General features: G+C 39.6%; 13 protein-coding genes and 11 tRNA genes. 1 reads left to right on the forward strand and 23 read right to left on the reverse strand.

The genetic code is table 11. The features are described from left to right. Positions 1–136: 136 nt before the first annotated feature. The 12 genes from FCJ93_RS18855 to FCJ93_RS18910 all read right to left on the reverse strand — a co-directional run bounded on the left by FCJ93_RS18855 (position 137) and on the right by FCJ93_RS18910 (position 2,563). Positions 137–210: transfer RNA gene (locus tag FCJ93_RS18855), tRNA-Gly, on the reverse strand. Positions 211–432: 222 nt separating this feature from the next. Continuing rightward, positions 433–509: transfer RNA gene (locus FCJ93_RS18860), tRNA-Pro, on the reverse strand. A gap of 5 nt (positions 510–514) precedes the next feature. Beyond that, positions 515–591: transfer RNA gene (locus FCJ93_RS18865), tRNA-Arg, on the reverse strand. Positions 592–665: 74 nt separating this feature from the next. Further along, a tRNA-Leu gene (locus tag FCJ93_RS18870) sits at positions 666–751 on the reverse strand. Between the two features lie 69 nt (positions 752–820). Next, positions 821–902: transfer RNA gene (locus FCJ93_RS18875), tRNA-Leu, on the reverse strand. A gap of 91 nt (positions 903–993) precedes the next feature. Continuing rightward, a tRNA-Lys gene (locus tag FCJ93_RS18880) sits at positions 994–1,066 on the reverse strand. Between the two features lie 159 nt (positions 1,067–1,225). Further along, positions 1,226–1,300 (reverse strand) — tRNA-Gln (locus FCJ93_RS18885). A gap of 14 nt (positions 1,301–1,314) precedes the next feature. After that, a tRNA-Asp gene (locus tag FCJ93_RS18890) sits at positions 1,315–1,391 on the reverse strand. A gap of 154 nt (positions 1,392–1,545) precedes the next feature. Further along, positions 1,546–1,620 (reverse strand) — tRNA-Glu (locus FCJ93_RS18895). Positions 1,621–1,633: 13 nt separating this feature from the next. Further along, a tRNA-Ser gene (locus FCJ93_RS18900) sits at positions 1,634–1,724 on the reverse strand. Positions 1,725–1,738: 14 nt separating this feature from the next. After that, positions 1,739–1,813: transfer RNA gene (locus FCJ93_RS18905), tRNA-Asn, on the reverse strand. 288 nt (positions 1,814–2,101) lie between these two features. Beyond that, a complete protein-coding gene (locus FCJ93_RS18910; protein WP_095311793.1) occupies positions 2,102–2,563 on the reverse strand; it encodes a SprT family protein in 462 nt (153 codons plus the stop codon). Positions 2,564–2,657: 94 nt separating this feature from the next. Between FCJ93_RS18910 and cmpA the strand changes: the two genes are divergently transcribed. Then, positions 2,658–2,771 (forward strand): cortex morphogenetic protein CmpA, encoded by a 114-nt coding sequence (gene cmpA / locus FCJ93_RS18915; RefSeq protein ID WP_087946650.1) that lies wholly within the window; start codon positions 2,658–2,660, stop codon positions 2,769–2,771. Between the two features lie 320 nt (positions 2,772–3,091). Here cmpA and FCJ93_RS18920 read toward each other — a convergent pair whose 3' ends face one another. From FCJ93_RS18920 to FCJ93_RS18970, 11 genes are all read right to left on the reverse strand, one after another. Further along, the gene (locus FCJ93_RS18920) at positions 3,092–5,269 is read right to left on the reverse strand and encodes a Tex family protein (RefSeq protein ID WP_095311791.1); all 2,178 of its coding nucleotides are present in this window, start codon (positions 5,267–5,269) and stop codon (positions 3,092–3,094) included. 405 nt (positions 5,270–5,674) lie between these two features. Further along, positions 5,675–6,271 (reverse strand): PP2C family serine/threonine-protein phosphatase, encoded by a 597-nt coding sequence (locus FCJ93_RS18925; RefSeq protein WP_095311789.1) that lies wholly within the window; start codon positions 6,269–6,271, stop codon positions 5,675–5,677. Continuing rightward, complete coding sequence (gene sigB / locus FCJ93_RS18930; RefSeq protein ID WP_095311787.1) at positions 6,268–7,062, reverse strand: RNA polymerase sigma factor SigB; 795 nt, start codon at positions 7,060–7,062, stop codon at positions 6,268–6,270. Before sigB ends, FCJ93_RS18925 begins: the two co-directional genes overlap by 4 nt. Beyond that, positions 7,040–7,516, reverse strand: a complete 477-nt coding sequence (rsbW, locus tag FCJ93_RS18935; RefSeq protein WP_095311785.1) for an anti-sigma B factor RsbW — start codon at positions 7,514–7,516, stop codon at positions 7,040–7,042. The genes sigB and rsbW overlap by 23 nt, the downstream gene beginning before the upstream one ends. After that, on the reverse strand, positions 7,513–7,845 hold the full coding sequence (locus FCJ93_RS18940; protein WP_095311783.1) for an anti-sigma factor antagonist: 333 nt from the start codon (positions 7,843–7,845) through the stop codon (positions 7,513–7,515). The genes rsbW and FCJ93_RS18940 overlap by 4 nt, the downstream gene beginning before the upstream one ends. Before the next feature lie 57 nt (positions 7,846–7,902). Continuing rightward, the gene (locus tag FCJ93_RS18945) at positions 7,903–8,913 is read right to left on the reverse strand and encodes a PP2C family protein-serine/threonine phosphatase (protein WP_095311781.1); all 1,011 of its coding nucleotides are present in this window, start codon (positions 8,911–8,913) and stop codon (positions 7,903–7,905) included. 12 nt (positions 8,914–8,925) lie between these two features. Then, positions 8,926–9,327 (reverse strand): anti-sigma regulatory factor, encoded by a 402-nt coding sequence (locus tag FCJ93_RS18950; protein WP_095311779.1) that lies wholly within the window; start codon positions 9,325–9,327, stop codon positions 8,926–8,928. 4 nt (positions 9,328–9,331) lie between these two features. Continuing rightward, on the reverse strand, positions 9,332–9,688 hold the full coding sequence (locus tag FCJ93_RS18955; protein WP_095311777.1) for an STAS domain-containing protein: 357 nt from the start codon (positions 9,686–9,688) through the stop codon (positions 9,332–9,334). Next, positions 9,685–10,518, reverse strand: coding sequence for an RsbT co-antagonist protein RsbRA (locus FCJ93_RS18960; protein ID WP_095311775.1), 834 nt, complete (start codon positions 10,516–10,518; stop codon positions 9,685–9,687). The genes FCJ93_RS18955 and FCJ93_RS18960 overlap by 4 nt, the downstream gene beginning before the upstream one ends. Before the next feature lie 956 nt (positions 10,519–11,474). Beyond that, positions 11,475–11,825: a type II toxin-antitoxin system endoribonuclease NdoA gene (gene ndoA / locus FCJ93_RS18965; RefSeq protein WP_019156408.1), complete on the reverse strand. Its 351-nt coding sequence runs from the start codon at positions 11,823–11,825 to the stop codon at positions 11,475–11,477. A gap of 4 nt (positions 11,826–11,829) precedes the next feature. Beyond that, entirely contained in the window at positions 11,830–12,111 is a 282-nt protein-coding gene (locus FCJ93_RS18970) for a CopG family ribbon-helix-helix protein (RefSeq protein ID WP_095311795.1), read from the reverse strand. Between the last annotated feature and the right edge of the window lie 14 nt (positions 12,112–12,125).

Genomic DNA, 12,125 nt, shown 5'->3' on the forward strand with positions numbered 1-12,125 from the left:
AAGAGTAAGATTAGCTCTTAGGTTTAAAATAAACGTTGGCTAGTTTCAGCTTCTTAAAGAAAGATAGCCTCCACTATAATTATTTGTTGACGTATGATTTGTTTAGTTTTCAAAGTGCAATTGTGTAAAATTTTATTGGAGCGGGTGATGGGAATCGAACCCACGACAACAGCTTGGAAGGCTGTGGTTTTACCATTAAACTACACCCGCATTTATTATTGTAATTTTACTTAACTTTCCTGCCCTATCTTGGCCTTACATGCCTCTAACTCTTCTTGATTATTCATAGATGATTAATCGTCGAGGCAACTCGTTGATAATTCATAGGAGCAAGGCTCGTGGCTGTGGTTTTACCATTAAACTACACCCGCATTTATTATTGTAATTTTACTTAATCTTCCCTGCTCTATCTTGGTCGTGCGTAACAACTCATGGTCGGGAAGACAGGATTCGAACCTGCGACCCCTTGGTCCCAAACCAAGTGCTCTACCAAGCTGAGCTACTTCCCGATGTATGGCGCGCCCGAGAGGAGTCGAACCCCTAACCTTTTGATCCGTAGTCAAACGCTCTATCCAATTGAGCTACGGGCGCATCCTATCCGAAAGACAACTTAATCATTATATCACAATAACAATCTGATTGTCAACAATTCTTTCAAAACTTTTTGGTGCGGCCGAGAGGACTTGAACCTCCACGGGGTTGCCCCCACTAGGCCCTCAACCTAGCGCGTCTGCCATTCCGCCACGACCGCATTATTCTAAAGAAGCGATAAATAATATTATACGCAAAAAGAATATTATTTTCAAGTGGTAATTAATGATGCGGGTGAAGGGAGTCGAACCCCCACGCCATGCGGCGCTAGATCCTAAGTCTAGTGCGTCTGCCAATTCCGCCACACCCGCAGACTATTATTTTTGCACTTGCAAAATAATAAAAAGTTTTTACTGACGTATATTAAGGAAAGTTATTTCTCCTCCGTCGAAAAAACTTTGATGAGCCATGAAGGACTCGAACCTTCGACCCTCTGATTAAAAGTCAGATGCTCTACCGACTGAGCTAATGGCTCTAAACTAAATAAGTGCAACTGCCAAATTCTTTAAGGCATCTGTGATGTCACCATCTCAGAAGGAGCATTCAAATAACGGATCGACTGGAATAAGATAACAAATTCAAAAATGAATTTACCTGGCTGCTGTACCGTTCTAAGCAATCACTTCTAAAAAATTGGCTGGGCTAGCAGGATTCGAACCTACGAATGACGGAGTCAAAGTCCGTTGCCTTACCACTTGGCTATAGCCCAATATTAAAAAGCAATGGCGGTCCGGACGGGACTCGAACCCGCGACCTCCTGCGTGACAGGCAGGCATTCTAACCAACTGAACTACCGGACCAATGTTTTTTCACTATCGTGAAAATAACTTTCCTTTGTCTTTTTCGACGTAGGAGAAAATAGCTTTCCTTCCTTTTTTCACACTAGTGAAAATGACAATTTTCCGCGTGAGCAAAATCTTTTCAATGAAATAAAGGAAACAGGTTGAGAAGAATTGGTGACCCGTACGGGATTCGAACCCGTGTTACCGCCGTGAAAGGGCGGTGTCTTAACCGCTTGACCAACGGGCCATTAAAAATATAATGGCGGAGAAGGAGGGATTTGAACCCTCGCGCCGCTCGCGCGACCTACACCCTTAGCAGGGGCGCCTCTTCAGCCTCTTGAGTACTTCCCCACAATCCAAAATGGTGGCTCCGCGGGTAGGATTCGAACCTACGACCGATCGGTTAACAGCCGATTGCTCTACCACTGAGCTACCGCGGAATAAAAAATATTCGTTCCTAAGCCCACTATCCCTTACCGATTGTCCTCATCTCAGAAAGACAAACCAAGCAGCAACTCGATGAGTACAACTCGCAGCACTTTCATGATGCTTTGCTCGTTGCTCTACCATTGAGCTACCGCGGAATAATGTGTTTTATACCGTCTCTCTTTTGTCGACTCTTCATATTATAATGAGATGTTATATCCAAGTCAAGAACAAAAATATAAGTAATTTCGACTTACACCTTTGTGCGCGGAAATATAAATTAACATCCTTTTTTCGAAATGTCAACCATTCATTTGGATAAGTTTACCTCGGCACTTTCCGCATACATATCGTAATACATCTACAGCTCTCTTTCTTTTAAAAACCTGACCACAATTGGAGCATTTATAAACATGTAGCTTATAACTGCGTTTTCTCTCCGGACCATCGGGCAATACGTTACAAAAACGGGGAGCTCCAACCTTTTTTAAAAGCTTTTTAAAGTCAGCATCGCGATGCCGATAGCCCTTTCCCTCCAAATGAAGATGGTAGTGGCAAAGCTCGTGCTTAATAATGCCGATTAATTCTTCCTCACCCAATTGTTCCAAATACCTTCGGTTTATTTCAATGTTATGAGATTTCAATAAATAGCGGCCACCTGTTGTACGCAAACGATTATTAAAAATCGCTTTATGTTTGAATGGCCTCTGGAAAAACTCCAGTGACAACTTTTCAACAAGCCCTTGTAGTTGAAATTCCTCCATAAAACGTATTCCTCTCCATTATAAGTAAACATGACAACCCATTATAGCATACATTGTATATACCCTTTGAATTTTAAAACTGGGAGGTCTCACCATGCCAACTTGGTTCCAAAATCAAATGCAAAGAGCCTTTCTTGAGAAAAACCGTCATCAAATTAAATTGCTGAATCAATGCTGGTTCTTTTACAGAAAAAAACACTGCTCCTGAACATGTACTGTTTACAAGCAATAAATTACGATACATCCCCTAATGCTTGAGCCATTGATAAAACACTTTTTTGGCTCATTTCGTGTGAAACCTAGTTTCACATACCTTTCAGCATAACTGAAAGGGTTCCATAAAGCGATAGGAGAAATCTCGTTTTCTCCCATCGTTTTATGGAGTCAGAAAGCAACATCGACATTTATAAGCCTAATAAATGAATTCTTTTTGACCGACCAAGATTCTAATCATTCAAAAAACCAAGGCCGTCAATAAACAAGCTACACAACTCTCATCCGAATCGTGCAGCTTGTCATTTTGCGCCACTATTCCTGTGGTGACAGCATTGTCAAGGCAACTCTTCCTTTTTTCACATCAACAGATTCCACCCATACAGTTACGACGTCACCAACTGAGACAACATCGAGCGGATGCTTGACAAATCCTTGTTTTAATTTAGAAATATGGACAAGGCCGTCTTGTTTCACACCAATATCCACAAATGCCCCAAAATCGACGACATTTCTCACTGTTCCCTGGAGCTCCATACCTGCTTTAAGATCTTCAAGTTTTAATACATCTTTTTTTAACAAAGGTTTTGGAAGATCATCTCGCGGATCGCGTTCAGGACTCATTAACGCATCAATAATATCCTTTAACGTAAGCTCCCCTATTTCAAGCTCTACAGAGATATCCTTTATATTAACCTTTGACAAAACGGTTTTTAACGCTTCTGAACCAAGATCATTCGTTGTAAATCCAAGATTGCTCAAAAGTCGCTTTACTTCAGGATAACTTTCCGGATGAATGCTTGTACGATCAAGCGGTTCAGTTCCATCGATCACTCTTAAAAAGCCAATTGCCTGCTCATAAGTCTTCGCACCCAATCTCGGAATTTTCTTTAACTGCTCCCTTTTACTAAACTTGCCTTCTTCATCACGCTTTTTAACAATATTATTAGCAACTGCTTTAGACAGCCCAGCTACATATTGCAGCAATGAAGCAGATGCTGTATTCACATTTACTCCAACCTGGTTAACAGTCGTCTCCACCACGAAAGTGAGTGATTCATTCAATCTTTTTTGCGAAACATCATGCTGATATTGCCCAACTCCAACAGACTTAGGATCGATCTTCACCAATTCCGCAAGCGGGTCTTGAAGTCGTCGAGCAATTGATACCGCACTTCTTTCTTCAACCTGAAAGTCAGGAAATTCTTCACGAGCGATATCGGATGCTGAATAGACACTAGCACCGGCTTCATTTACAATTAAATAAAAAATCGCCTTTTTTTGTTCCTTTAGTATATCTGCGATAAATTGTTCTGTTTCCCTTGATGCTGTACCATTTCCAATGGCCACAACCTCAACGTCATATTGATTCAGGATCGCTTCAACCTTTTCTTTCGCTTCCTTCGGTTTGGCACTTGGAGGGTGCGGGTAAACAACATCTATTTTTAAAACCTTTCCTGTTTCATCCACGACAGCGAGCTTGCAGCCTGTGCGATAGGCCGGATCCACTCCAAGCACGACTTTTCCTTTTAACGGTGGTTGCAGCAATAGCTTCCGCAAATTCTCTGAAAAGATATGGATGGCCTGTTCTTCCGCTTTTTCCGTTAATTCACTGCGAATTTCCCGCTCAATTGAAGGTTGAATCAAACGTTTATAGCCATCTTCAATCGCCTCTGCTACGAGCTGAGCCGTAATGGCAGTTGTATTTTTAATCCATTTTTTATTCAAGTAAGTTAAAATACGCTCCACATTCGGCTTAAGAGAAGTCCTTAAAATTTCTTCCTTTTCCCCACGATTTAACGCTAAAATACGGTGAGGGACAATTTTATGGACTGGTTCAGAATAATCATAGTACATTTCATAAACATTCTTTTCATCTTTTTCTGCATCTTTAATGGAAGATTCAATAATGCTCGACTTGAAGGTTTCCCTTCGAATCCATTTTCGCCCCTCAGCATCATCCGAAACCGTTTCTGCAATAATATCCTTCGCACCAGACAATGCCTCATCTACTGTGATAACTTCCTTTTCCTCTGATAAAAATTCTCTTGCTTTTTCCTCTATTGACCCAGCAGTCGGAAAAGTTAATATCCAGTCCGCAAGTGGCTCCAACCCTTTTTCCTTTGCAACAGTTGCCTTTGTTCTTCTTTTTTGCTTATAAGGACGATATAAATCCTCGACCTCCTGCAATTTTAGCGAAGCATCGATTTGTCGTTTGAGTTCCGGAGTTAGCTTGCCCTGTTCTTCAATCAAACGAATAACTTCTTCTTTTCTCTGCTCTAAGTTTTGTATGTAATTCCATCTTTCCATGATATTTCGTATTTGAACTTCATCAAGAGCGCCTGTTTGCTCTTTACGATAACGGGCAATAAACGGGACCGTATTGCCATCATTCAGCAAAGATATAACATTTTTTACTGATATAAATGATATTGCTTGCTCTGCAGCGATCATTTTTAAAATAGGTTCTTGCATATCCATTGTTTGCTCCACGAAACGTTCCTCCAACATTTATGATATTGTCGCCTTCTACTTATTCTAACAAAAGTAAGAAACCGATTGCACATCTGAAGGTCAAAGTGTTTTTGCCACAGCCGGTCGCAAACTGCGAGAACACAGAAATAAGGAATTTGCAGACGGAAAACAACCGCTTTTCAAATTAAGCAAATAACCTATTATCCCTAGCGTGGAGGCGGTCGAGTGCCATTCACTTTTACCTTTTCATTTTTGGTTCATTTTGTGTGATGCCAAAGTTTCACACGTCTTATTAGTGATGCTAAATGGTCCTCTGATTCCATGAAGCAATGAGAGAAAATAAGCCAAAAATCAAAACCGGCGTATAAAAAAGCACCTGGGACCTCTTCTTATGTTGAAGCGTGAGGAATAACAGGTACTCATTTAATATAATTTCCCAATGATAAAAGTCGCATCATCAGCGAAAGGAAATGGCCTATTTTTAATATCTTCCGCAATGCTGCTCAATGATCTGATTGGATTCAGCAAATTTTTTAACCCATTGAAATGAAAGCCATCCGAATAAATTAAAAAAGTTGAATATTGCTCATAAGCATAATTCTGTGTTCGAAAACTTTGCGGCCTACCAGATAAATAACCCGTTACTGGCAGCGGATATGTTAATTTCCCGGATGAAGAGTAGAGGAAAAAGCGGATATTCCCTACACAGCTATAAACAAACTCCCTCTTTGAGAAATATACTTTAAAAATAGCTACTGCAGCTCCCCTTTTTTCTGCTAATTCTGCATTACACCTCTCCATCATCGTCTCTACATCTTCATTGTGGTATTGCTTGACGATTGCTACGACAGCGGTAGCTGATTCATAGGCACTTTCTCCACTTCCGAGTCCATCTGCTAATACACAGACAAAATAATCTTCTGTACATAAATAAAAATAATCATCCCCGCACTGCACATTGCCTTCTTTTGTTCGTTGATAAGCGAATACTTCAACATCACCTGTAACGTAATGTTTCATGAATGACACTCCGTGTTAGTATCATCTGCTAATATCGCTTCTTTTAATTTTTTTATTGCTCTGCGCTGCAACCTTGACACATGCATTTGTGAAATACCCAATTTCTCGCCCGTCTCCTTTTGGCTTAAATTATCTAAATAGGTGTACTGAACAATTTCCCTTTCCCGATCTGTCAACACGTAGAGAACCTTTTCCAGCACCAATCTTTGATTGACTTTTTCATACCCTGAATCTTCTTTTCCTACAATGTCTAACAGGGTGACCGTACCGCCGTCTGAATCGGCTTCAAAAGTGTGATTAATCGACAAAGCTTGATAGCTTTTCCCCATTTCCATTGCTTCTAACACATCTTCTTCCGAGACATCTAACGCTTGTGCAATCTCATAAATTTTTGGTGAGCGGTGAAGCGTTGTTGTCAACGACTCAACTGTCTTCTTAATTTTTGGTCCAATTTCTTTAATTCTTCTGGGTACATGAACACTCCACGTTTTATCCCGCAAAAACCGTTTAATTTCTCCAATGATAGTTGGAACAGCAAACGCTTCAAAGCTTTTACCCACTTTAGCATCATAACGTCTAATCGCTCCTAGCAATCCAATAACACCGACTTGAACCATATCCTCATGATAGGAGCGTCCCTTTGAATACTTTCGAGCAATATGTTCTATTAAAGGTTTATAATGCAGAACGAGTTTCGCCTGCGCTTCCTCGTCTTCATAAAGCTGAAAGGATTGAATATACTCATCTATCTCCTCTTTTGTTAGCTGATTAGGGTGAGATTGTTTTTGCACCACTCTCCACCTTCTCTCCCTCCAGGTATTTCGTCATTAAGACGGTTACACCTTCGTTGTGGTGAAATTCCACCTCATCCATCAATGTTTCAATCAGGTAGAGGCCTAATCCTCCCTCACGCATATACTCAATTGATTCTTTCTCCTGATCATACGGACCAATTTTTTTTCTTAATTCTTGCAAATCAAAGCTGGTCCCGCGATCAGCAACAATAATTTCCAACCGATCCTTATAAAGACTATAGCCTATCGATACTTCCCCTTTTTCTTGAGATTTATAGGCATGCTGAGCGGCATTCGTACAAGCTTCACTAACCGCAATCTTTAAATCTTCAATTTCATCGTATGAAAAACCCATTCTTCCAGCAATACCAGAAGCTGTAAGCCGGATGACTCCCACATATTCAGGCTTAGCAGGAATTTTCATCTCGATATAATCATAAGGTTGGCTCATTCTTTTTCACCTTCATTCTGACTGTTAATATCCATGATTTCTGCTAAACCAGTGATCTCAAATAATCTTATAAGACGCCTTGATAAGCCAATAAGTTTCAAATCACCATCTTTGGAACGAATGCTTTTAAAGACCCCGACAAATACTCCTAATCCTGTACTATCCATGTACCCAACATCAGTCAAGTCCACTACCATATTCACCTGCTCTTGTTCAGAAAGTGGAAAGAGGGTTTCTCGAAGTTTCGGGGCTGTATAAGCGTCTATTTCACCAGCTAATGTCACCTCTAGCAAGTTGTCATGTTCCATTACCTCTATTTTGATGTTCATAACCGACCTACCTCTCCCCTTATCAGTCTTATTCTCAATTACCCTTTACCGTAAATATTAAACACGTCTTTTAATAATAATGAGGGTAAAATCATCTCTTAATTGAAAATCTTGCAATTTCTCCAGATCTTTAAAGATGTTGTTGACAATTTCTTGAGCGGAACAATGAATATATTTTCGAATGTAGTTAAGCAAGGTTTCTTTTTCTACAAACCCCTCATCCGTGCGACACTCTGTTACACCATCCGACAACAAAATAATCATATCGCCAGGATGAATATTCTTTTCATACTGTCTGTACTTTGTCTTCTTATCAATCCCAAGCATAAGCCCTTTGGCATAAATCTCGGAAAACTCCTCATTTTTCCCATCGTAATAAAAACCAGGCTCATGACCTGCGGAAGCATATGAAAAGACGTGCCGTGCATAATCGTACATCCCATAAAACATCGTTATAAACATGCTCCGATCGACATTCTGTTCGACCACCCGATTTAAATTTTCCAATAGCATGCTCGGCTCATTCCGATTAGCGGGGATGCTGTCCATTGCGTACTTAATCATCGACATGCATAAAGCGGCAGGTATCCCCTTTCCAATGACATCGGCAATGGCTATACTGATGCAGTCATTCTCGTCCTCTACAAAATTATAATAGTCTCCGTTCATCAATCTTGCCGGTACACTTATCGCTCCGATGTCGAGCCCTTCAACTGAAGGAATCTTGGTCTCTAATAGGGTCTGTTGAACATTTGCTGCAATTTCAATTTCTGATCTAAGTTCTTTTTGCTGATCGCGCAGACTTTGGTGCTCTCGATAAGCAAAGCCGTATCCAAGCATAATCTCTAGTAAAATATCAAAGGAATGCACAACATATTCAGGCATATCCGGATATATTTCTTGTAAAATCATTTTATGTAAGCTAATGATCTCTTCAGGAGTAACCTGATTTTCGATCGATTTTCTACTGAATTTTTGTCCTATGTATAATGTTGATTCTGATTGTTCTTTTATATATTTCGTTAGAATGTCTCGATATTTCGCTTCCATCACTTCACGAAAAGGCATACAACGTTCCCCCTAGCGGATCCATTTAGTTGCAACTATTTCTGTTCCTTTTCCTTTGGATGATACAATATCGAATTCATCCATTAGTCTTTTAACTCCAGGTAATCCGGCTCCAAGTCCACCGGAAGTTGAATATCCATCTTCCATCGCCAATCGAATGTCATTAATCCCAGGTCCATTATCTATGGCTACAATTCGCAATCCCGCATGTCCCTTATCGTAGATCTTTTCGATACATACCCGGCCCTTGTTTGCATAGATAAAAATATTTCTTGCTAATTCACTAATAGCTGTAGTTATACGCGCTTGGTCGACAATGCCAAACCCAAGCTCCTTAGCAACATTTCGGCCTAATTGCCTTGCCGCAACGATGTCCCATTCAGTCTGGATATTTACGCAGGATTGGTTTTCCATTCAATTATTCCCCCAATTCCTGTTGTAATTTCTCCAGGCCCTTTTCTAAGTCTAAAGATGTCATAACATCATTCAAACTAATTCCTAGCTCGATTAATGTAATGGCTACGGCTGGCTGGATACCGGTAATAACCACTTTAGCTCCCATTAGCTTTGACATACTAATGACATCTCCTAATACTTTGGCAATGAACGAATCAATAAAATCGATGGAGGTAATATCTATAACAACTCCACTTGCCCCTATTTCATGAATTTTATGTAAAAGATCCTCTTGGAACTGCAGAGCTGTCTGATCGTCTAACTCCCATTGGATCGATACAAGCAAACAATCATATAATTTCAAAATGGGAATTCTCACGATTTTTCACCTACTTGTATGATTTTCTTATTCATTAACTCTAACGCCGCCTCCATCCCTTTTTTCAATGTATTTTTCGTAATAATTTGATTGAGGTCGATACCCAAATTGACAATCGTTTGGGCGATTTCAGGACGTATGCCCACAAGCATGCATCTTGCTCCTACCAACCTTACAGCATCCGCTGCCTGGATGATATGATGAGCTACCATCGTGTCCACAACAGGAACCCCCGTGATATCAATCAATACCACTTCGGAACGATGTTTGACGACTCCATTCAGAAGATTCTCCATAATCTGCTTTGCCCTTTCGGTATCGATTGCTCCAATCAAGGGCATCACCGAAATTCCATCAAATACAGGGATTAGCGGTGCTGATAATTCTTGCAGAGCAATTTTTTGCAATGACACGGTTCGCTCCCACGTAGTCGAATAAATATTTACCACTTCATTCGTCATTGGATTTGTCCAGCGATCGATACCATAAAAAAGCTTCATTTCATCCTCTTTGCTAACAAGCTTTTCCTCTTTAATTCCTTCAAAAACAAGCGAAGCAAATACCTGAATACCTTCGGTTACAAAGCTTAGGGGCCAGCCAAGCTTCACGACTTTTTCAGCAAAATCATGCAAGCGCTCACTATATTCGTCATTTGTATCATTTAAATTCGAGCTAACCATTTCCACAAATTCACGGCTTGTGCTGACGAACACTTGGTTGGAGACAACCTTTAGCACACGTTCATCTGATTTCTCCTTCATCCGTTCAACCCATTCTTTTAAAATATATTCCTTTTGCTCCTGTATGTATTTATTAATAATCCTGTTCATGTTCTCATCTCCCATCCGACTTCTTCTTTTATTTTTATGATATCAATTGTCAGAACTTGAAACAATTTGATATTGGTCCCACTAAAGATGGACATTTATTGTCCTTACGACCTGCCCGCTTCTACACTAAGACTGTTTTATTTACCCATTTTCTCATTAAATAAACTCCTTCAAAAGGACTATTATAAAAGCAAAACTGACTATTGAAAGTCCATTTATAGAAAAATTTTTTGACACTAATACTTATGATGAAGCTAATAAAAAATATGGTGTTTCTAGTATGGGAGTAGGACAAAGTGAGGAATTTTTAGCTGTTGGCATACAATGACATTAAATATAAAGACGAAGTTCAGCAATACTTTGAAAGATACCTTTCAACACTTAGCATTACAACTTATATAAATAGATGTATTTTTATATGATGATGATTAAAAATTTGGGCTAGTTAATGAGGTTTTCTTTGTAATTAGCTGCATTGTCTGATGAAATTTACTTTTACAAGTAAAGATTTCTGACGGGAATAATAACAAGATATACTCCATATACCACTGCAGAAGTAGAACCACTTATTAAAGACGGTGGCTGTAACTAAATTTATACTTTCTAACCTATAAAAAAGGACAAGTTTTTCACTTGTCCTTGCAGCACACAGTATGATGAAAGATTTCATTGTAGCACGGAATTGCCCCCTCAAAAAAGGAACAAAATGACTCATAATTTACGTAAAATGGCTCAAACTTATAAGACCCCTTCCTTTAAGAAGAGCTAAATGGTGTAAAAAAACGCTCTTTTTTGCAAAGAGCGTTGTATATCAAAATTCATCTCGGTGAATTCAGATCAGATTTCATTATAGTGTTATTTTATTATTTATTCAAAACCTGAAACATCCTCCACAGATCGTGTAATACCCGGGTTAAAAACTTCCCATTTAGTCTATTTCTTTTTATTGAAGAAGGTTAAAATTCTATGAGACCTAAGCTTATTTGTAATGCTTCGTCCACTTTTTCCATCATCTCGTCATCAAGATGGGTAATCTTATCGGTTAATCGTTGTTTGTCAATCGTTCGAATTTGTTCCAACAGGATTACAGAATCTCTCTCAAACCCATATCGCTTCGCATCAATCTCAACATGTGTAGGCAGCTTTGCTTTTTGAATTTGTGCGGTAATTGCTGCAATAATGACTGTGGGACTAAAACGATTCCCGATGTCGTTCTGAATGACAAGGACTGGACGGACACCACCTTGCTCTGAGCCAACAACTGGGGAAAGGTCTGCAAAATAAACGTCTCCACGTTTAACAATCAAAGGATTATCCCCCGCTTACTAAACGTTCAACTGTGTGTTCTGCCTCATATTCTGCTTGAAAGCTTTCCGAAGCAATAGATAAATTGATTTTCGCCATTTCCATGTAACCACGTCTCATGGACTCACGAATTTGTCTCTTTTTCCGTTCGCGCAAATACATTTTTGTCGCCTGATAAATAAACTCACTTCTGTTAACATTTTCTTGTTTCACATAACCATCCAATTCAGTTAAAAGATGCTGCGGTAACTTTACCAAGATTTCTGTTGTTGCGCTGGACTCAGACACAAACATACACCTCC

This window comes from Robertmurraya siralis, assembly GCF_005502275.1.
In the GTDB taxonomy this organism is placed as follows: Bacteria; Bacillota; Bacilli; order Bacillales; family Cytobacillaceae; genus Robertmurraya; species Robertmurraya siralis.

What these genes read in the sequence shown, in the direction of transcription:
- FCJ93_RS18910 (WP_095311793.1), bottom strand. Translation starts at nt 2,563, where the DNA reads ATGGAGGAATTTCAACTACAAGGGCTTGTTGAAAAGTTGTCACTGGAG.
- cmpA (WP_087946650.1), top strand. Translation starts at nt 2,658, where the DNA reads ATGCCAACTTGGTTCCAAAATCAAATGCAAAGAGCCTTTCTTGAGAAA.
- FCJ93_RS18925 (WP_095311789.1), bottom strand. Translation starts at nt 6,271, where the DNA reads ATGAAACATTACGTTACAGGTGATGTTGAAGTATTCGCTTATCAACGA.
- rsbW (WP_095311785.1), bottom strand. Translation starts at nt 7,516, where the DNA reads ATGAGCCAACCTTATGATTATATCGAGATGAAAATTCCTGCTAAGCCT.
- FCJ93_RS18940 (WP_095311783.1), bottom strand. Translation starts at nt 7,845, where the DNA reads ATGAACATCAAAATAGAGGTAATGGAACATGACAACTTGCTAGAGGTG.
- FCJ93_RS18945 (WP_095311781.1), bottom strand. Translation starts at nt 8,913, where the DNA reads ATGCCTTTTCGTGAAGTGATGGAAGCGAAATATCGAGACATTCTAACG.
- FCJ93_RS18950 (WP_095311779.1), bottom strand. Translation starts at nt 9,327, where the DNA reads ATGGAAAACCAATCCTGCGTAAATATCCAGACTGAATGGGACATCGTT.
- FCJ93_RS18960 (WP_095311775.1), bottom strand. Translation starts at nt 10,518, where the DNA reads ATGAACAGGATTATTAATAAATACATACAGGAGCAAAAGGAATATATT.